This window comes from Paenibacillus phytorum (genome assembly GCF_013141715.1).
Lineage (GTDB): Bacteria > Bacillota > Bacilli > Paenibacillales > NBRC-103111 > Paenibacillus_E > Paenibacillus_E phytorum.
The window spans coordinates 1-19,591 of sequence record NZ_WHOA01000143.1 but is presented as its reverse complement, the minus strand read 5'-3'; the positions used below and the strand labels follow the sequence as shown (position 1 = coordinate 19,591).

General features: G+C 45.7%; 16 protein-coding genes and 4 tRNA genes. 11 read left to right on the top strand and 9 right to left on the bottom strand.

The features are described 5' to 3' along the window. Positions 1-91: 91 nt before the first annotated feature. From GC098_RS21515 to GC098_RS21505, 3 genes are all read left to right on the top strand, one after another. Positions 92-373, top strand: coding sequence for a CopG family ribbon-helix-helix protein (locus GC098_RS21515; RefSeq protein WP_028553892.1), 282 nt, complete (start codon positions 92-94; stop codon positions 371-373). A gap of 3 nt (positions 374-376) precedes the next feature. Beyond that, positions 377-727, top strand: coding sequence for a type II toxin-antitoxin system PemK/MazF family toxin (locus GC098_RS21510; RefSeq protein WP_028553893.1), 351 nt, complete (start codon positions 377-379; stop codon positions 725-727). Between the two features lie 135 nt (positions 728-862). After that, the gene (locus tag GC098_RS21505) at positions 863-3,121 is read left to right on the top strand and encodes a Tex family protein (protein ID WP_171645315.1); all 2,259 of its coding nucleotides are present in this window, start codon (positions 863-865) and stop codon (positions 3,119-3,121) included. A 782-nt stretch (positions 3,122-3,903) separates the two neighbouring features. Here GC098_RS21505 and GC098_RS21500 read toward each other — a convergent pair. The 3 genes from GC098_RS21500 to GC098_RS21490 form a co-directional block, all read right to left on the bottom strand. Beyond that, the gene (locus tag GC098_RS21500) at positions 3,904-4,410 is read right to left on the bottom strand and encodes a hypothetical protein (RefSeq protein ID WP_171645280.1); all 507 of its coding nucleotides are present in this window, start codon (positions 4,408-4,410) and stop codon (positions 3,904-3,906) included. 331 nt (positions 4,411-4,741) lie between these two features. Further along, positions 4,742-4,906 (bottom strand): cortex morphogenetic protein CmpA, encoded by a 165-nt coding sequence (gene cmpA, locus GC098_RS21495; RefSeq protein ID WP_090818813.1) that lies wholly within the window; start codon positions 4,904-4,906, stop codon positions 4,742-4,744. A 170-nt stretch (positions 4,907-5,076) separates the two neighbouring features. Then, positions 5,077-5,430: a hydrolase/acyltransferase gene (locus GC098_RS21490; protein WP_171645279.1), complete on the bottom strand. Its 354-nt coding sequence runs from the start codon at positions 5,428-5,430 to the stop codon at positions 5,077-5,079. A gap of 114 nt (positions 5,431-5,544) precedes the next feature. Here GC098_RS21490 and GC098_RS21485 point away from each other — a divergent pair, with 114 nt between their 5' ends. The 4 genes from GC098_RS21485 to GC098_RS21470 all read left to right on the top strand — a co-directional run bounded on the left by GC098_RS21485 (position 5,545) and on the right by GC098_RS21470 (position 8,108). Continuing rightward, positions 5,545-6,018: a SprT family protein gene (locus GC098_RS21485; RefSeq protein WP_171645278.1), complete on the top strand. Its 474-nt coding sequence runs from the start codon at positions 5,545-5,547 to the stop codon at positions 6,016-6,018. A gap of 19 nt (positions 6,019-6,037) precedes the next feature. After that, positions 6,038-6,113 (top strand) — tRNA-Asn (locus GC098_RS21480). Between the two features lie 8 nt (positions 6,114-6,121). Then, positions 6,122-6,210: transfer RNA gene (locus tag GC098_RS21475), tRNA-Ser, on the top strand. Between the two features lie 155 nt (positions 6,211-6,365). Beyond that, positions 6,366-8,108, top strand: a complete 1,743-nt coding sequence (locus GC098_RS21470) for a methyl-accepting chemotaxis protein (protein ID WP_171645277.1) — start codon at positions 6,366-6,368, stop codon at positions 8,106-8,108. Between the two features lie 61 nt (positions 8,109-8,169). Here GC098_RS21470 and corA read toward each other — a convergent pair whose 3' ends face one another. Beyond that, positions 8,170-9,099 (bottom strand): magnesium/cobalt transporter CorA, encoded by a 930-nt coding sequence (gene corA / locus GC098_RS21465; RefSeq protein WP_171645276.1) that lies wholly within the window; start codon positions 9,097-9,099, stop codon positions 8,170-8,172. 150 nt (positions 9,100-9,249) lie between these two features. On the opposite strand from corA, the gene GC098_RS21460 reads away from it, so the two are divergent. Both GC098_RS21460 and GC098_RS21455 read left to right on the top strand, forming a co-directional pair. After that, positions 9,250-9,321, top strand: a tRNA-Glu gene (locus GC098_RS21460). An 18-nt stretch (positions 9,322-9,339) separates the two neighbouring features. Further along, positions 9,340-9,421, top strand: a tRNA-Leu gene (locus tag GC098_RS21455). Between the two features lie 203 nt (positions 9,422-9,624). Here the strand turns inward: GC098_RS21455 and GC098_RS21450 are convergent. From GC098_RS21450 to GC098_RS21430, 5 genes are all read right to left on the bottom strand, one after another. Further along, entirely contained in the window at positions 9,625-11,463 is a 1,839-nt protein-coding gene (locus GC098_RS21450; RefSeq protein ID WP_171645275.1) for a right-handed parallel beta-helix repeat-containing protein, read from the bottom strand. Further along, positions 11,463-12,464: a ComEC/Rec2 family competence protein gene (locus GC098_RS21445; RefSeq protein ID WP_171645274.1), complete on the bottom strand. Its 1,002-nt coding sequence runs from the start codon at positions 12,462-12,464 to the stop codon at positions 11,463-11,465. The genes GC098_RS21450 and GC098_RS21445 overlap by 1 nt, the downstream gene beginning before the upstream one ends. An 81-nt stretch (positions 12,465-12,545) precedes the next feature. Continuing rightward, positions 12,546-14,174 carry a type 2 periplasmic-binding domain-containing protein gene (locus GC098_RS21440; RefSeq protein ID WP_171645273.1) on the bottom strand — a complete coding sequence of 543 codons (1,629 nt, stop codon included), beginning with the start codon at positions 14,172-14,174 and terminating at the stop codon, positions 12,546-12,548. 103 nt (positions 14,175-14,277) lie between these two features. Next, positions 14,278-15,162, bottom strand: a complete 885-nt coding sequence (locus tag GC098_RS21435) for a carbohydrate ABC transporter permease (RefSeq protein WP_171645272.1) — start codon at positions 15,160-15,162, stop codon at positions 14,278-14,280. A 12-nt stretch (positions 15,163-15,174) separates the two neighbouring features. Next, entirely contained in the window at positions 15,175-16,104 is a 930-nt protein-coding gene (locus GC098_RS21430; RefSeq protein ID WP_376773922.1) for an ABC transporter permease, read from the bottom strand. A gap of 244 nt (positions 16,105-16,348) precedes the next feature. On the opposite strand from GC098_RS21430, the gene GC098_RS21425 reads away from it, so the two are divergent. Next, on the top strand, positions 16,349-18,595 hold the full coding sequence (locus tag GC098_RS21425) for a helix-turn-helix domain-containing protein (RefSeq protein WP_246358795.1): 2,247 nt from the start codon (positions 16,349-16,351) through the stop codon (positions 18,593-18,595). Between the two features lie 102 nt (positions 18,596-18,697). Beyond that, entirely contained in the window at positions 18,698-19,501 is an 804-nt protein-coding gene (locus GC098_RS21420; RefSeq protein ID WP_171645270.1) for a sugar phosphate isomerase/epimerase family protein, read from the top strand. The last annotated feature ends 90 nt before the right edge of the window (positions 19,502-19,591 follow it).

The following is a 19,591-nucleotide window of genomic DNA, read 5'->3' as shown; positions in this document are numbered from 1 at the left end:
ATACTGGATGCATATATCTATTGTATAAATTGGTTTTTGGAAAGACATACTGGTAATATTGTCTTTGTATCGTTTCTGGGGGTGCGAAAGTGTGAGCAATGCGCATAATACGAAAAGGATCATGATTAGCTTGCCTGACAATCTGTTGCAAGAAGTGGACGGTATTGTCGAGAAGGAGAATTCTAATCGCAGCGAATTTATTCGCCAGGCAATGAAGCTGTATTTAATTGAACGTAAAAAGCGCAGTCTACGCGAATCCATGCAGCGTGGGTATATGGAGATGGCGAAAATAAATCTCAGCATGGCATCTGAAGCTTTTCAAGCGGAGGAAGAAGCGGACGGTACGCTTGATCGCTTAGTAAGCGGGGTGTAAGCAGTGATTGTCAAACGTGGTGATGTTTTTTTCGCAGATCTTTCGCCGGTTGTAGGGTCGGAGCAGGGAGGGGTTCGTCCTGTTCTAGTGATCCAAAATGATATCGGCAACCGCTTTAGCCCAACCGTGATTGTTGCAGCGATTACAGCTCAAATCCAGAAGGCGAAGCTTCCCACGCATGTTGAAATTGATGCGGAAACGCATGGTTTCGACCGAGATTCGGTAATTCTGCTTGAACAAATCAGAACGATCGATAAGCAACGGCTTACGGACAAAATTACGCATTTGGATGAAGAAACGATGCGCAAAGTTGACGATGCTTTGCAAATTAGTGTGGGACTGATAGAATTTTGAATAGGATCAGGAACGGACGAGGGTGCAAGGTTCCCTCGTTTTTTGGTTTGTATACATACATAGGAATTAAAATGAATAGAAGTGGGGGAACTGGCTGTGGCAAATTTGGAAGAGTTGAAGATAAAGGCTAATGAAATGGAAGAGCAGAAGTTGAGCGAGACTGAGGGAAAGAAGACAAAGGCTAGTGAGTATGAAGAGCCACGGGAGAAAGTACAGATCTCAGAAGAAAAGAAAGCAGAGATCCAGGAGCGTATCCTGAAGCAGATCTCTGCTGAATTGCAGCTGCCCGCTGGCAAAGTGAAGACAACGATGGGGCTGCTTGATGAGGGCAACACGATACCGTTCATCGCACGTTACCGCAAAGAGATGACAGGCGAGCTGGATGAGAACCAGCTGCGAGATATCGAGGATCGGTTGCAGTACTTGCGTAACCTAGAGGATCGTAAGATCGAGGTTGTTCGTTTGATTGATGAGCAGGGCAAGTTGACGGATGAGCTGCGCAAATCGATTGAAGGCGCTGCGAAGCTGCAGGAAATAGAGGATTTGTACAGACCGTTCCGTCAAAAGCGCAAAACGAGAGCGAGCGTTGCCAAAGAGCGCGGTCTTGAGCCGTTAGCGGAATGGATTTGGAAGCAGCCTCGTCAAGGCTCGCTGGAGCAAGAAGCAGCGCGTTATGTTAACGCGGACAAGCAGGTAGGAAGCGCCGCAGATGCGATTCAAGGCGCAATGGATATCCTTGCGGAGAATATTGCGGATGATGCTAAGATTCGAGCTTGGGTGCGTAGATATACGCATGATCAGGGGATTTTACGTACTGAGGCTAAAGATGCAAAGGCTGAATCCGTATATGAGATGTACTATGCCTATCAAGAGCCTGTTAAACGCTTGCCGCCTCACCGTATTCTTGCGATTAATCGTGGGGAGCGGGAGGAAGTTCTGAAGGTTGGCTTGGATGTTGCCGTCGATAAGATTCATGATTATATGGTTAGGCAGGTCGTAAAAGGCGATTCCGTTGTTCGCGAAGTGCTTCGCTCCGTTGTAGAGGATGCTTATAAAAGATTACTCGCACCTTCTATTGAGCGCGAAGTGCGTGGTGAAATGACCGAGATGGGCGAGGAGCAAGCGATTAAGATTTTCGCAGAAAATCTACGGAATCTGCTGCTCCAAGCGCCGGTCAAAGGGCACGTAGTGCTGGGTGTCGATCCAGCTTACCGGACAGGCTGTAAGCTGGCCGTCATTGACGACACCGGTAAAATGCTTGAAATCGCCGTCACCTACCCGACGCCACCGAATAATAAGGTGGCGGAAGCGAAGGCGAAGTTCAAGCAGTTGATCAGCAAGCACGGCGTCGAGCTGATCGTGATCGGTAATGGAACGGCTTCCCGTGAAACGGAGCAGTTTGTTGCGGAGCTGATTGCCGAGATCAAGGAGCAGAAGCTCAGATACTTGATCGTAAGCGAAGCGGGGGCGAGCGTGTACTCCGCGTCGAAGCTGGCGCAGACGGAGTTCCCGGAGCTCGATGTAGCCGAGCGCAGCGCGATCTCGATCGCGCGGAGGCTGCAGGACCCGCTCGCGGAGCTTGTGAAGATCGAGCCGAAGGCGATCGGCGTCGGGCAGTACCAGCATGACGTTTCGCAGAAACGTCTGGACGAGAACTTGAAGGCCGTCGTAGAGTCGGCCGTTAACCATGTCGGCGTGGACCTGAACACGGCGTCCCCGTCCTTGCTCTCGTACGTGTCGGGCGTGAACGCGACACTGGCGAAGAACATCGTTAAGTATCGCGAGGAGAATGGCAAGTTCAGCTCCCGACAGGAGCTGTCGAAGGTTCCGCGCCTTGGCGCGAAAACCTTCGAGCAGTGTGTCGGGTTCATGCGGATTTCGGGCGGTGGGAACCCGCTCGACAACACCCCGATCCATCCGGAGTCATACGACGTGGTGGATCGGCTGTTCAAGGAGCTGAGCCTGGAATTGGCGCAGCTTGGCTCACAGCAGCTGCTAGCGCTGCTGCAGACGCTGGAGCCAGAGGAACTGGCTCCTAAGCTGGGCGTAGGTGTCCCGACGATGCGGGACATCTTAGACAGCCTGCAGCGGCCTGGGCGAGATCCGCGGGACGAAGTCCCCGCGCCGATCTTCCGCACTGATGTGCTGCAGCTTGAAGACCTTGTGCCGGGTATGGAATTGACCGGCACGGTGCGCAACGTTATCGACTTCGGTGCCTTCGTCGATATCGGCATTAAGAACGATGGGCTGGTGCATATTTCCCAGCTCAAGAACGGCTTCGTGAAACACCCCATGGATGTGGTGTCCGTTGGGGACATCGTCCAAGTATGGGTGCTTAACGTAGACGAGAAAAAAGGTCGCGTTGGCTTGACCATGAAAAAGCCTCAACAATAAGAATAACTAAGCAGTTGGCAGCGTTATGCTCCCAGCTGCTTTTTTGTAGGCTGATCGCTGTCCGATAAGAGCCTCCAAAGGCTGCTATTCTTCTTGGTTTATTGCATATTCGATAAATAGAAGCTCCTAGGGACCCTTATTCGGATAAAAATAAGAATATTAATAATGAAATTTACAAATAAGAGCCTATAGAGACTTCTATTTCAATATTTTTGGTCGAAATTGCTGAAATAGCAGCCTTTAGGGACTTCTATTCGGGAACGAGGTGGGGTAGAGTCTTAAGTTACTCGTACGCCCAACCAAGAGGCGTTACCGCCATCAGCGAATCTCCACATCATCCTTCCTTAAGTTACTCGTACGCCCAACCAAGAGGCGTTACCGCCATCAGTCAATCTCCACATCATCCTTCCTTAAGTTACTCGTACGCCCAACCAAGAGGCGTTACCGCCATCAGCGAATCTCCACATCATCCTTCCTTAAGTTACTCGTACGCCCAACCAAGAGGCGTTACCGCCATCAGCGAATCTCCACATCATCCTTCCTTAAGTTACTTGTACGCCCAACCAAGAGGCGATACCGCCATCAGTCAAACTCCACATCATCCTTCCTTAAGTTACTCGTACGCCTATCCAAGAGGCGTTACCGCCATCAGTCAATCTCCACATCATCCTTCCTTAAGTTACTCACAACGCCCACTTCCGAGCGTCATTTCCATCACTTACCCGACATCATCCTCTCCAACAAGTATCATCAATACTCCCCGGAATGGGAGGTTAAAGAGTTTATTTATGAACTCGCCCCACATCCTTCAAAGAGTAAATCATTACATTCCGCTGACCAGCGACAAGAGATAGCATCCCCTCCAGGGATAGTCGTTTCAACCATTCCGCAGCGATACGAATATTTACATTGCATTCGGCAGCGACGTCCTGCAGTCGAACTTTGCCACTGTGACGCTTGGCTATTTGTATGACTAGTAGCTTCCGCAACACCCACTTGTCAGCTTCTAGGATGGCGATAGGTGAGAGAGGCGGTATTTTAGCAGCAGCCTTTCTCGGTAACAACGGATAGATATTGCTTTTTTGAACAGCATTTTTCCTGCCTTGCACTAATCCCAATTGCTCAAGAACTGCATTGTTCCTGCTCTGCCTATCTTGAACTACCTCCATCTCTCTTAAATTCCCCTGCTGAATCATCCATTCAGAACCACTCATCCAACCACCAAACCCGTGACGCCCCAATCCAAGTTCACGCATTTTTCTTAGCCAACCTCTTGTTTTACGTGGCATAATAATCGACTCCCCTTTTTTATGTACGAAAAAAAGCACACCCGAACCGCAGAAATTCTGCAAGATCGAGTGTGCTTCACTCCGATAATCTATTACATTTATTTACAGTATAGAGGGCACATTTCAAATATGCAACCTTTTTTTAACAAATGTTTACTTTTCTCTGCAAGTAGTAAGTTGCTTTGGTTTGAATTCACTGTTCTCTGCAAGTAGTAAGTTACTATGGTTGAATTCACATTTCTCAGCATGTAGTACTTTACTCTGGTTTCACTATGTAAATCAGCATTGCAAAAAAGCCAGCACCCGCTCCGCGCAAGTACTAGCTCTTTTATCAAAATTTACGTTTGCCCGGTCCGTCCGTCGATTGGGTATCAGGCCACTCCTCTTGTGAGCGGCGGGTGCGGTAAAAGTACCAGCTATCATTCAGCAATCGGATTTGTCTGCGGTTTTTGTTCTGGAAGGCCCGCATTAATTGATTACAGAGCCATTGCGGCATATGCCCATCCCCTTCTTCGCCATGTAATAATAGCATATGAAGGATTGCTTCAATGGGTGCAGGTCCTTTTGATTTGCGTTACTTTTTGGGTTTGTTTTACTTTTTGCTTTGCCTTGCTCTTTGCGTTGCCTTACTTTTTGCTTTATGTTTTTTGATAGCACTCTTAAAAATTAACCCTCAAATTCCTCTTCATACCACTGTTCCAGTTGGGCTTGAAGCGCGCGAATTTCAGTTAATAAAGAAATAAGCGGATAAGACTTTTCTTGGATGCCAGCGAAGGTCTTTTCCAAACGATTAATGTAATCCAACCCTTGAATAAGGGTATGCGCGGTGCCAACCAATTCCAAGTCGTCGCATTCTGCAATAACCCGTGGAAGCTGAGGGACAGAGTCAGCGGTCAATTTCTCTAATTCTTTGTGTAATCTTTGATTCAGAGCTGTCAATTGATAAGAGTAGGAAGATGGCATTTCAACGAATTCTAATTGTTGTTCGAACTTGAGAATGACATATCGCATTTGCGGCATAAGGGTTGTTCAAATCCTTTCTTTAGGAAGCTTTCGATCTTCTTTTCTACTTGACAGTATAGCCGTACATACGGTACAAATTCAAGTGAGAACTTGTCAAAGGAGCGAATGGGGATGGAGGATCGGGAGCTGCAGCAATGGATCGAGCAGATCTCTATGGCATCGTTTGGAAGGCCTTTTGTACATCAGGCGCGGTTTAACCGGAGGCTAAGGTCGACGGGCGGGCGCTATTTTACCAAATCCCATGATATCGAAATCAGTTGGATGCAGTGGGAGACATTTGGACGAGATGAGATTGAGAAGATCATTAAGCACGAACTTTGTCATTATCATTTGCATATATTAAAGCGTGGCTACCAGCATCGCGACAATGATTTCAAAACCTTGCTGGCGCAAGTCGGAGGTACCCGGTTCTGCCGTTCGCTGCCGCGGGCTTCCCAGAAACAGTCCTACAAATACAGGCTGGAATGCGTCAACTGCAAAACCGAGTACTTCCGCAAGCGCAAAATGGACGTCCGTAAATACGCATGTGGAAAATGTAGGGGAAAATTGAAATCGTATACACTTGACTTACTAACGCCTTCATAATAAAATAAAACTTATCCATTCCCTGATAGCTCAGTTGGTAGAGCACTCGACTGTTAATCGAGTTGTCACAGGTTCGAGTCCTGTTCGGGGAGCCAGTATCTTTGGAGAGGTACCCAAGTGGCTATAAGGGGACCCTCTGCTAAGGGGTTAGACTGCGTAAGCGGTGCGAGGGTTCGAATCCCTCTCTCTCCGTATCCGAATTAGCTGGAAATAAGCTCAATGGCTTTCATGCCGTTGGGCTTATTTTTGTTAGTTTAATTACATTCATTTTTAACAGTTTTCTAACATCTATTAAACGATTTTCCGATATAGTAATCAAAAATAGATCAATGACGGGGGCAAATTCTGTGGCAAAATTGTTATCTATACGTGTACGACTCCTTTTATTGCTATTAGTTCCTTCCATGCTGTATCTAGGCACAAGTGTTTTTTTACTGCAGCAAAGTAAGTCCAATACGGAGGTATTGGCTTCATCCCTTTATGAAACCACGAATAAAAGCACTTCACTTATCTTGAATGCCGATCGTGATATGTATCAGGCGTTGACGGCTTACCAGCTGTTGGTTTCTGGGACATTGACTGCGGAAGAGAAGACGAAGCAGCTTAAAGCTTTAAAAGACAATATCGATCAAACGAATACAAGGGTTGGACAAGCGGCTGATATAATGAATGCTAAACAGTTATTACAAACAGCGCATACAGAGACGAAGCTAACCATTGAGCAGAACATAGCGGGCTTTCATACGTCATTTGACCAATGGGCGAAAGAAGCGAATGCCGTTGTTCAGTCCTCAAGTACTGGAAAAGGGATTATTAATGACGCTAAATTATTAGCAACTTTCGAAAAAGGCCGCGAGGGTATGAATCAAATCGGTGAAATTTTGGATGCCTATGCGAAATCAAGTATTGAAGAGATTGAGGCTCAAAATGATAAAACGGCAAAAACGATCTACCTATCAGTCGCTATTATTATCATTTTGCTCATGTCAGCAGGATGGATGGTTATTAGTAAAATAATGAAAACGGTCAAAAACATCATGAAAGTTACCGGCCAAGTAGCGGCAGGAGATCTTCGGCATGAGCCTCAGGTCAAGTATACCAAGTGCGAACTAGGGAAAATCACAGAATCGGTAGATATTATGGTTTCGAAAATTAAAGGGTTGATCGGTACGATCGCCCACAATACGCAGTTCGTGCATGACGCTTCGGTTGAGCTTTCGGATAGTTCCAAGGAATCGGCAACGGCCTCTGAGCATGTCGCTACCAGTATTCAAGAAATGACGCAGGACGTCGAAGTGCAGGCAAGAAGCAGCGCAGAAACGAGCCGAGCGATTGAGGAAATGGCAATTGGGATTCAAAGGGTGGCTGAAAATTCAGGTGTAATGGCCGAACATTCCTCCCTAACTTCTCGTCATGCCGAACTTGGCAATGACTTGCTTGGAAAGCTGCAGCAGCAAATTGTGAACATGCTGAAATCGGTCGAGCAGCTCTCACAAACCGTGCAATCTTTAACACTTAAATCCGATGAGATTGGTCTTATTGCATCGAGCATTACAACGTTTGCGAATCAAACGAATCTGTTGTCACTGAATGCTTCGATCGAGGCAGCTAGAGCGGGTGAGCACGGCAAAGGATTTAACGTTGTTGCGAATGAAATTCGTAAGCTTGCCTCGCAATCTATCGAGTCAGCAGAGGGAATTAATCAGTTGATTCATGAGACGAGAGTCGAGATCGCCAGTGTTTCTAATTCCATGAATGCAACCAAGCAGGAAGCTAGTGCGGGATCGAGCATGATGCAGGAAGTGAATCAGAGCTTCCATACCATCATGCAATCGGTGACACACATTGTGACACAAATTCATGAGACTTCAGCGATCACCCAGCAAATGTCGGCAAGCTCCGAGGAGATCTCTGCGACAATGGATCAATCGGCAACGAGTTCAACGCATATTTTGAACAAATCCCAAGGGGTTGCTGCTGCAACTGAGGAGCAGTTAGCGATGATGCAGAATATAGCTGCTGCCTCCGAACAGCTTAGGTCCGTAGTAGATACTTTGAATGAATCTGTTTCTTACTTTAAAATAAAGTAGCAGCTAATAGTAAAAAGGCACCCCTGTGATTGGTGGTTCACGGTGGAGTGCCTTTTTTTCGTTAAAACCAATGTTTACGTTTAAAGTAATACCACATCACACAGCTTAAGATGATCATAAGGATCCAGACATACAGATATCCATAATCCCAATGCAGCTCAGGAATATTTTTGAAATTCATACCATACAGTCCGACGACAAAAGTCAGAGGAAGAAAGATCGTGCTAAAGATCGTTAATGTCTTCATAATTTCATTCATCCGATCGGATTTCATACTCATTTGGAGCTCGAGAAGACCGGTTAGTGATTCCCGGAAAATGTCCAAAGAATCCACGACTCGTGAGATGTGGTCCATGATATCCAGGAAATAGACATCATCTTCTTCACGTGTGTAGGGGAAGGAGTGGTGGGCGATAGCGGAAAGGGTAATTCGTTCCTCCACAATGACGCGGCGCAGCTGATGCATACTCCGTTTAATTTGGAAAATATCCTGTGCAATACGAATTCTAGGGTTGCGATACACGGCCTGTTCCATGCTATTCAGGCGATCATCAAAATGATCCGCAACGATGGAATAATCATCGACACAACGATCGAGTATCGCATGAAGAATGGCTCCTGGATGGCTTAATCGATCTTCGACCTCTTGGCAGGTATGGTAAAGCTGATCTATGAAGGGGAGCTTGTCCTTATATACGGTTATCACAAAATTTTCTCCGATCACGATCCCTATTTCCTGTGGCTCAAGCTGATCGGATACCGCGAAGAAGGTTAAGAAAATGTGATTCTTATACGTATCCATCTTCGGTCGTTGGTTCAGCTTAATCGCATCCTCAATGAGTAGAGGGTGGCACTTGTATAAGTCGCCTAAAACATGTTTGACATCGTCAGGTGAGGGGTTCTCCATTCTCACCCAAGCTACTTCGTTCGGGCCGGGAACGCGTACTTTTTCCTCATGGACCGTTCCATGGGTAGATTCATAAATTAACATGAACGACAAGCACCTCGTGTATTTTGAATTGGTCTCAGCATACCATATTTGCCCGTGAGCATTCCAGATTTTGTGCTTGTCAACGACGACAGAATCTATTATAATTACAAATGTCGTCAAAATGGGCTGCAAAAGCTTACAGACATTCGTGGCCCGTTGGTCAAGTGGTTAAGACACCTCCCTTTCACGGAGGTAACAGGGGTTCGAGTCCCCTACGGGTCATTTTTACTTTCATACCTCGCGGTCGTGGTGGAACGGCAGACACACCATCTTGAGGGGGTGGCGCTCACAAGGCGTGAGGGTTCAAATCCCTCCGACCGCATCCCAGCTTTACAAGCAGGAAACCCTTACTAGTTAAGGGTTTTTTTGTTTTATAACAAATGAAGAAGATGCAGAGTTCAGCTTCATAGATTATCCTTGTTGACGTAACAAATTTACCTACCTATTCAATCTAAAAAACAAGCCTCGGTTTAGCCTGCTTCTTTAGAAAAAGCGGTGACCCGAGGCTTGTATTTAAATACTTGCTTATGCGGGGCTAGCCATCATAACGCCATCGTTACCAATGGTCATCTTATACCGCATTCCGTTTGGACTATGTAAATAAATTCCGTCAAAGTTCGTGGAACCTTGAACAGACACGGCGGCCGTCATGCCCTCGGCTATGTTGTCAGCGACTTGCACATCACTGCAAGTACTGGTAACGCTTATGCCATATTGGTTTTGGTTGCCGGTCAAAGCTTTAGTAATATGATTGCCTGCGACCTTCCCTTTTTTAGCTGAATTCGCAACAAGGATGCCACTTCGCGTATTGTTAGTTTCAGTTGCCGGGGAATGAATGATATTTCCAATAATCTGGAACTTCTCCATGCTTTGGATATAAATACCTGTCCTGCCGCAGCGATCGATCTGATTATGAAGTACCTGAATGTCGGCCGTGAGTCCGCGGTTTTTGTAATCTGCGTCTGGTTCTTCGGAGAATATAGCCTCCATAATGATGTCCTGAAAGACGTTATGACTGATACTTGCTTTGGATACATAAGATATCCAGATTCCACGATATTGGTTGTGGAACAAGTTGCCGGTAATGCTCACCTGATGCACCCATCGCAAATTGATGCAGTTCTTGCTGGACGATCCCTGTGCGAACACATTGCCCTCAATGATAACCGACTCCACTTTGGCATGTATCAAAGCCGTTTTGGGCCATCCTACGCAATAAATCGTTTCGAGCTGCGTCGCCTTAAATATATTACCGGAAATCACAATATTTTTACTGGATTGCGGTAGACCGGTTTGGTTACCAGCAGCATCTTTGGACGAATTGGTATTTCCCGCCGGATTAGACAGCATAACGCCCCTGTTGCAATTGAGGAACAAGTTGTTCGAGATGAACAGTTCAGCGAACTTGAAACTGCGTACCCCGGCAAAAGTCATACCTTCGAAGGTATTGTCAACTACTTTGATATTCGAGTTATAAAGGTCATAAACGGCGTAATGATTGCCTACACCCGCAGGCCATGCTTGTGTGCCTGATGTGCCGCTTGCCCCGAAGTAGCAGCTTCGGACAGTAATGTTGCGGCATGGGGTTCCGTCGAAGGCGCCCATTTGGCTAAAACCTTCCTGCGTATGATTGGCTAATTGAATCGCTTCCGCATAATCTCTGGAATGATCTGGCGTACTATCCCGATATCCAAGGAACCGACAATTCTCAATTACGACGTTCTCGCAAGCGTTCATATCGACACCGTGAGCGGTAACGACATCTCGCATTTCGATGTTGCGGATTATGATGTTCCTGCCTCTGGCCAAGCCGAACCCATTATAGGTATCAGGATACTGGAGGATGTTCCCTTCCCAAATACCGCCTTCGATCCATAAATCTCCATGCCCTTCGTAGCCTTGGAAACCAGGCCCATTATCTCCATTTACTAAAAATGAATAATCATGGCAGCGTAGAATTTTGGCATCTGCATCTAATGTCAGACGTGTATGACGGTAGATCCGCAGTGTGTCCGTGACTTTGTAGGTCCCTTTAGGAATGTGAACATGCGAGCCCGTCCCTTGAAGCGCTTGATTCAATGCATTCTGAATTGCGGCAGTATCATCGGTTGAGCCGTCCCCGACAGCACCGTAATCACGAACATTTTTCATTGAAACTGTTTCCGTCGTAAAGATAGGATGGCTTTTCCGACCGTAGACCTCTTCAGTTACCGAATTGGCAGAAACACCAGAAGTAGATTCGAATAACCTAGTACCGGCCGCAAGGGCTACACTTGTCAATCCCAAGGAGGCAAGCAATTTTCTTCTGCTAATTTGCCGTGTTGGTTGTTCCACTTGATCCTGTTCCTGTTCCTGATTCGACATCAATGATTCCTCCTTAACCAATCTTTTTCCGTCGTTACGATCATCGTCTTACCATCGGAACGAAGCATAATATTGCCGTGCATGCCGGTGGAGTAGACCTTCGCGCCTTTTTTCTCCAAGCGCTCCAGCAGGTTCGGGCTTTGGAACAGATTTTGACTCATGATGACGATCTGCGGGGAAACGGCCTGCAAGAACGCCTCCGACGAGGAGGTTGATTCGCTGCCGTGATGAGGAATATCCATCATGTCTGACTTCAGCTTCTCTTTCCAGGGGGAAGAGGTAAGCTCAATTTCCCGGTGCTTGTAGATATCAGCGGTAAACAAGAATGTGCGTTCACCATAAGTCATCTTAAGCACCATGGAATAATCGTTAATTTCCGGAGCGGAAAATGTCTTCACCACTTCGGGCAACGCGCCTTTGGGTGGACTGAGCACCTCTAATCGCACATGCTCGCCCAGTTGGAATACATCTCCCTCCTCAAGAGTTTTCATAGGAACTTGCTTCGCTTCAAGAGGGGCCATGGCATTGTTGTAAGCGGACGATTTGGTATACGGCAAATTCACCATATAAAAAGACTTGATTGGCTTCTCCTTCGCCACGGTGGCGAATCCCCCGATATGATCAATATGCGGGTGGGTGTTCAGTGCAATGTCTAGTGAATCAATGCCAAGCTTATTTAAATAATTCACCACTTGCGGTCCGACTTCCGGCAGTCCAGCGTCTACCAGCATCGTCTTGCCATCCGGAGAAACAATCAAAAAGCTGTCACCCATCAAATTATCTCCATCCAAATAAAAATAACGGATGGTCAGTTGTCCTTTACCAGCTTCCTTATCAAATATTTGCTCCGTTCGTACACTCGGCACTATCTGCGGGCTCTGAATTGTCAAGGCGACTGGAGTCACCTGGGGCTTGGTATCCGTGCAAGCCGTAAACAGCAAGGAAAGAATGACCGCAATGCACACTAGCTTTGCAACAGCGGTCCAGTGCTTCAAGAACATGATCTTATCTCCTTCCCATTCTGAAGGATAAGCAGGAGGGCGACTAGGCCGCCCTCCCTAGAATCTGCTAGCATTGCTAATTTACTTCTTGTAACGATCGTACGCTTGCTTATAGATTTTCATATATTCACCAACACCCATTTTATCAACGGTAGAAACGTATTTATCCCACTCTGACATCGGTGCGGTACCGGAAATAAACTTCGCTTCCATCTCACTGATATAATTTTGGATATCGTTTCCAATGGACGATCTGAACTCGGTTTCTTCCTGAGTAAAGTTGAATGCATTCCATAGCTCTTTGAGTTTGTGTTGTTCCGCTTTCTTCCCTACAGCTATCGATTCTGGCAATGTCTCGGAGCCTTTGAAATATTTTTCCTGCACATAGCCTGGATAGCTTCCTCCGAGCCAAGTGATGTATTTCGCTAATGCCTGATCCATGGTCAATCCGTTCGGATTTTTCGTAATTTCTTCTACGAATTCCAGCTTGCCATCCGCAGCCTTTTTATAGGTTTGTCCTTCAACGCCCATGAAATAAAACGTTGCTCCTTCGTCGCCGTATAAGTGGTCGATCCAGCGGATCGTGGCTTCAGGGTTCTTGTTTTTGTCTGTGACAACAAATGATCCAGGCCATACGATAGGTACCTTAACTTGAGTAAACAATTGATCGCCGTGCGGCCCTTTTAATGCGCCAAGTCCATAATAGCCCGGCTGGCTCATCTGGGTCATTGGATTAGGATTGATCGTTGAGCCAAAGACTCCCTTTCCGCCTTTAGCGTACAGGGCAGCCGGTTTAACCGTGAAAATTTCCTTATCGATTAGGCCTTCTGTATATAGCTTGCGCACGTACTCGATGACCTCTTTGTATTTCGGATCTGTTCGGAAGAAGCGCAGTTCATTCGATTTAGAATCGACATCTACGAATTTGTGGCCCAATCCACGGTTACCGAAGTCCCATGCACCTCTTATTTGTTCAATTAGCGGATTGATGCCCTCTCCAGCGTAAGGAACTTCGTCCGCCTGACCATTCCCATTCAAATCGGTATTCTTGACTGCCTTCAAATATTGATAAAACTCCTCGGTTGTCGTTGGTTCCTTCATTTTGAGCTTCTCTAGCCATTCCTGCTTGACCCAAAGGGGGGTTCCGATGAGCATCGGAAGGAAGTCAGGACTATAAAAGGACGGGAATGAATAGATACCGCCATCAGGCATAGTCAGCCCTTTTTTCAAGTCTGGGTATTTCTCCATCAGTTTCTTGAAGTTAGGTGCATAATTATTAATCAGGTCGTTCAACTTGACAAAGGTCCCCTGAGCGCCATATTTCGCTAAATCTGCAGAAGATACTCTCGAGGAATAAAAAGCGTCTGGATAATCACCGCCAGCTAACACAAGGTTACGTTTTTCGTTTAAATTTTCAAAAGGAACGAGCTGGAATTTGACGTTAACATTCGTCATTTTCGCATATTCTTTCCATACAAGTGTTTCTTCAAAGTTATTGCCATTGGTAGGAGCTTTGCCCGTGAAAAAGGTCAGTGAAATTGGCTCTTTTACGATCGGCATGCCCGTTTTGTTTAAGTTGGCAACGTCCTTCGTATTGGCAGTTGGACTGGTCGAACTTTCCGCTGTACCTTGCTCTTCACTACAAGCCGATAACAGGCTTCCGGTCATGACAGCTACTATAGTTAACGATACCCAGCTCTTACTTTTCATTAATTTTTCTACCTCCCTTATTTTCCTTTACATCTATGGCTAAAAGGTATTACCTTAATAGCTAAACTTATAAAGCGCAGCATGCAAGCTCTTACAAGTGCCCTTACCCTTTGATCGCACCGATCATAACGCCCTTGGCAAAATATTTTTGAAGAAATGGGTACAACAGAAATATTGGCAAATTAGCAACGATGACCAGTGCATACTTGATGGCTTCACCTTCCAGTACGACATTAGCATTCGTATCGTCGCCAACTCCCAGCATCTCTTGCATTTGTCCCTGAATCAGGATTTCGCGCAAGAACAGCTGCAACGGGTATTGATCACGATCGGTCAAATAAATGAGGGCGCTGAAATAGGAATTCCAATGTCCTACACTGTAAAATAGGATCATAACCGCTATAATTGGCATCGATAGTGGCAGCACAATTTTTACAAGCGTGCCTATATTCGAACAACCATCAATCGAAGCGGCTTCTTGCATCTCTTGCGGAATACCGTTTTGAAAAAAAGTTCGCATGATTAAAATATTATAAACGGATACGGCTCCCGGAATAATAAGCGCCCACATCGAGTTCAGCATCCCCAAATCTTTGACCAATAGATAGGACGGAATCATGCCCCCGCTGAAAAACATCGTAAACACCATCAAAGCAGCAAAAAGATTGCGTCCGTAAAAATCTCTTCGTGAAAGAGGAAAAGCTGCTGCGATCGACATAACCAGATTTATGGCGGTTCCGACCACGGTATAAATAATCGTGTTCGTATAACCAGTTAAAATTTCACTGTTTTGAAAAACTCTATAATATCCAATTAACGTAATTTGTTTCGGCCAAAGCCAAACCTCACCTCGCATGACCGCGTCGGGACTGCTAATGGATGCAGCCAGAACGAACACTAACGGATATAACACAACAACGCATATAAGTGCCAATAATGCATGGACGAACCAGTCGAATAATTTCTCACTGTTGAATTGCTGCTGCATCTTCCTGACCTCCTACCATAAGCTTGTGCCGTTTACTTTACGGGCCATTCGATTGACAATGACAAGTAAAGTGAAATTGACGATTGAATTGAACAGACCGACGGCTGCGGAATAACTGTATTGCCCATCGAGAATCCCTTTGTGGTATACATGGGTGGAGATAATGTCAGATGAAGACATATTGAGCGAATTCTGCATCAGGTACACCTTCTCGAAGCCAACGCTGAGCAAGGAACCCATATTCAGGATGAGCAAAATGATGATCGTAGGTATAATGCCTGGTAAATTGACATGCCAGATGCGCTGCCAGCGGCTCGCTCCGTCCACCCTTGCGGCTTCGTGAAGCTGTGGATCGATACCGGTTAAAGCAGCCAGATAGATAATGGAGCTCCAGCCCATTTGCTGCCATACACCCGAGCCAACATATATGGTTTTAAACCAAGCCGGCTCCGTCAGAAAATCTATGGGTGTTCCCCTAAACCAGGTGATCAGTCCATTCACTAATCCCGTTTGAGGCGAGAGGAAAATGAAGATCATTCCTACCATGACGACCGTGGACAAAAAGTGAGGCGCATAGGTAACGGTTTGTACGAAACGACTAAATTTCTTAAATCGCACCTCATTGATTAGGAGTGCGAGAGCAATCGGTACTGGGAAGCCAACAAATAACTGGTATACCCCGATGCCAAGTGTATTTTTGAGTAATCTCCAAAAATAGTAGCTTTCAAAAAAGCGCTCAAAGTGTTTGAATCCGACCCATGGGCTCCCCGTAATCCCCTTGTTTGCGATAAAGTCTTTGAATGCAATCTGCACACCGTACATCGGCACATACTCGAATATAATAAAGAAGGCCATGACAGGTAAAATAAGTAAGTACAAATCCCAGTTTTTTTTGATACGCCTCACCGTTGCCGAACTTTTTTTTCGGGTACTTACATTCATTTCTGCTGTTGACATAGAAGATTGGTTCGACAAATTCTCACCCGCTTTCGTTTTTTCAATTCAGATCGTAGCATGGCTCTGAGGAAATAGGTATTTACAGTTTTTATGTTCCTTGGCTAAATCATGGCCCACCCAAAATAATGATAACTACATAAAAAAAAGTATCTTATTTACAAGACCATATTCATGTAGAATAAATACAACCAAATAAAGATAGAACCTCACTTGAAAAGGAGTACTCTCATTGAAATGGCCTATCTTTAACCGACAAATGCTCGTTTTTAAAATATTCATTAGCTTTCTTGTCATTATTTTACTGTTTTCCTCATTTAACCTGCTGTCCGTCCATTTATTCGGTAAGGGCGTACAGAAAGAGATTATTCAGTACAACCGCTTGATGCTTAAGAATACCGCAGAGCGGTATCAAACTCATTTTGAACGAATGAAGACTATACTGTTTGATCTTTATTCAGATGAATATGTGGTTGCTTTCAACCGTCAACTTCTTAGGAAGAGTCCGTTAGATATCGAGTTTTCCTCTGCGATGGAACTTATGAAGCCTCTGCGGGCCCAAGCGTACAATCCGATGCTCTATCTCCATAATGTGTTGATTCATTTCAACACGCCATCGATCGTTTTTGAAAAGGAAGGCAGCGTCGAAGCGGACATGTTTTTCTCGCGATTCTACGTGAGCGAAGATTATCCGCTCTCATTCTGGGAAAATAATTTCCATGATTCCCGCAATTACAGGCTGCACGCCGAAGAAACATTTACTGTGTCTAGCCTGAATTCCGCATTGGATCTACAACTTATTCCATTTTCGTTTCGGGTGCCAGCCTCCAATTATCAGGTGATTGCTTTGCTTGATGCCAAACTGATGCGAGAAGCCTATTATGGCGAGGAGGACAATCGGCAGTTCATGATCTTAGAGAAGGATGGATCGCTTCTATATAGCACCTCTGGTCGGCTGGCGGCAACCGATATACCCAAGTTTAATGAAAGTGAAGATTACATCTTATCCGGCGATTATTACTTTTTTAGAGAAGCGCCTGCCGACTCTAGTCTCACCTATGTAACAGCTGTTCCTTATTCCAATATTGCGGCAAGAGTCAGGACTACCACACTTACTCTGATCTTGATCTCTGGCGCTGCGATCATCATCGGCCTCCTTGCTTCCGTGTTCTTCAGCCGCAAAATTAATCGACCGGTCAAAGATATGGTAACTTTGCTTTTACGCAGGGATTCGGGCAAGTTGAAAAGCACCATTCACGAGTTTGACTTGATCCACCAGAACATCCGGGATTTGATGCTGGAGAAGGAGGCCACCCTCAAGGATCTAATCGACAAACGATCTCTTCTGACTAGCTTTGGTTATATCAATAAATTGAAAGCTATTAGGTCCGACATTAACGACTGGAAGGATATCGCCGAAATGAACGAACCTTTCTTCATCGTATTGTATCAGCTCCACTTTAAGATGCTATCGGTTGAGAACAGTCAGATGAAAACGGATCGTATGGCTTACTATATTCAGGAGTATATTAATGTGGTCATGTCCGAATCTGTCCCGTCCTCCCATACCTTTCAAATCGAAAATAATCAAATATTATCTCTAATTAGAGGTAAAGATTTGGGAGAAGAGTTGGAGCAAGGACTGGGGATGTTGAAAATGATACTCGACCGGGATAAAGATTATTTTCTTGCAACTATTGCAATCAGCTCGGTTTACGAGCATTCCAGCCAGTTTAATGATGCCTATCTCGAAGTTCAGGAGATGGCTCAGCGAGCCAGGCCAGTAGATGAAAGTCAAGTTATTCGGGAACGTCGCCATGTACCGCCTCAACTGGTATTCACAGTTCAGCAAGAGCAAGAGCTGTACGCGAACTTGCAGGCAGGCAACCATGAGTTCTGTATTTCATTCTTGAATCGGATGCTCGAACAATTCGATCGAAAGGAAGCAAGCATCCAGCAGCTGAAGCAACTGGCCGCAGGAATCATAGCAAGGGTTGTGAAAATATTAGCCCCCTATGGAGTCGATGCAGAATCCTCCATGCAGCAGCGCCATATGGCACTTATGAAAGAATGCTACACGCTGGACCAGTTCAAACAGTTCTATGAGCATCTTTTTCTCACATCCGCGACAATCATCTTATCCATCAAAGATGAACAAGATCCAACCATCTCGTTCATCTTGGACTATGTAGAGAATCGGTATGCGGAGGATCTGTCACTTGAACTGCTTGCCGATAAACTGAATTTATCCGTTGCCTACTTGTCGGTGTACATTAAAGAGAAAACGGGCACCAACTTCAGCGAGCACTTAAATGCTATCCGAATTCGCAAAGCGAAGGAGTTGCTTACTGAGCATAATCTTAGTGTACAGGAAATCGGCCTTCAGATCGGTTATCAGAACGTCACTTCTTTTATACGAATGTTTAAGAAAATAACCGGCATTCCGCCCGGTGAGTATCGGAAATCAAAACGAATGTAAACCATCTAAAAAATCGTCAATTGCCAGTCGACCCGTTCGGAAGTAGGATAATCTTGTTGTAGACAATCTCGTTGTCACAATCAAAGAATGGGGGGCGTTTCAATGGAGTGGACGATCAGTTATTCCGATTTGTTGTTACTAGGGAAGCCAGTGGAAGAAAATGTGGAAGCGCTGATTAGAGAAGGGGCGAAGCATATTGAGCTTCTGCTTGATGGAGGGGCGTGGAACGATACAGAAGGAACCATGGACAGGGCTGTCCCCTATCTCCTGAATGTCGGTGTTTCTTATAGTGTGCATCCTCCTGCTTGGGATACGAATCTAACCAGTGAAAATAAAGCAATACGTGAAGCTTCATTCGATGAATACCGCAAATCGATCTTATTTGCCCACCGTATAGGGGCCAAGCATGTCGTGATTCATCCGGGGTTTTGCTTTTCACCGGCTTTCAGTAAACAAAACGCAATCGCTCATGCTGAGGAGGCAGTAAATAGGCTATGCCGGATTGCTTCTCCACTCGGGATTCAATTAGCTATCGAGAATGTTGGATATCACGGTCATTCGCTATTTACGGAGGATGAGTATGTGCAGTTCGTCCAGCGGCTGGAATCTGCGGCTGTCTATTTGGTAGACACTGGGCATGCCCACCTTAATGGCTGGAATATTCCAGCCTTGCTCCAGAAGGTAGCCCCTAGGCTTGGTTCCGTTCATCTGCATGATAATTCTGGAGTTTCCGACGAGCATCTTCCCATCGGAGAAGGCTCAATAGAATGGGAACCTATTTATAAGGTTCTGCGTTCAGTGCGCGATTGCGAGTTGATTCTTGAATACGCACCTGGAACGGAGCTTTCCAGACTTCGTTCGGATACAGCTCTTCTTCTAGAGCATCTAGATAGCCATGGAGAATAAGGAATGACAAATAAGCCTCCCGATATGAGGGAGGAGTGGAGAAAAGTACTAAGCAACATAAAAATACAGCGGCAGCTTGGGACTCGAAAG

What these genes read in the sequence shown, in the direction of transcription:
- GC098_RS21500 (WP_171645280.1), bottom strand. Translation starts at nt 4,410, where the DNA reads ATGCCACGTAAAACAAGAGGTTGGCTAAGAAAAATGCGTGAACTTGGA.
- cmpA (WP_090818813.1), bottom strand. Translation starts at nt 4,906, where the DNA reads ATGCCGCAATGGCTCTGTAATCAATTAATGCGGGCCTTCCAGAACAAA.
- GC098_RS21450 (WP_171645275.1), bottom strand. Translation starts at nt 11,463, where the DNA reads ATGTCGAATCAGGAACAGGAACAGGATCAAGTGGAACAACCAACACGG.
- GC098_RS21445 (WP_171645274.1), bottom strand. Translation starts at nt 12,464, where the DNA reads ATGTTCTTGAAGCACTGGACCGCTGTTGCAAAGCTAGTGTGCATTGCG.
- GC098_RS21435 (WP_171645272.1), bottom strand. Translation starts at nt 15,162, where the DNA reads ATGCAGCAGCAATTCAACAGTGAGAAATTATTCGACTGGTTCGTCCAT.
- GC098_RS21430 (WP_376773922.1), bottom strand. Translation starts at nt 16,104, where the DNA reads ATGAATGTAAGTACCCGAAAAAAAAGTTCGGCAACGGTGAGGCGTATC.
- GC098_RS21490 (WP_171645279.1), bottom strand. Translation starts at nt 5,430, where the DNA reads ATGCCGCAAATGCGATATGTCATTCTCAAGTTCGAACAACAATTAGAA.
- GC098_RS21440 (WP_171645273.1), bottom strand. Translation starts at nt 14,174, where the DNA reads ATGAAAAGTAAGAGCTGGGTATCGTTAACTATAGTAGCTGTCATGACC.
- GC098_RS21505 (WP_171645315.1), top strand. Translation starts at nt 863, where the DNA reads ATGGAAGAGCAGAAGTTGAGCGAGACTGAGGGAAAGAAGACAAAGGCT.
- corA (WP_171645276.1), bottom strand. Translation starts at nt 9,099, where the DNA reads ATGTTAATTTATGAATCTACCCATGGAACGGTCCATGAGGAAAAAGTA.
- GC098_RS21485 (WP_171645278.1), top strand. Translation starts at nt 5,545, where the DNA reads ATGGAGGATCGGGAGCTGCAGCAATGGATCGAGCAGATCTCTATGGCA.
- GC098_RS21420 (WP_171645270.1), top strand. Translation starts at nt 18,698, where the DNA reads ATGGAGTGGACGATCAGTTATTCCGATTTGTTGTTACTAGGGAAGCCA.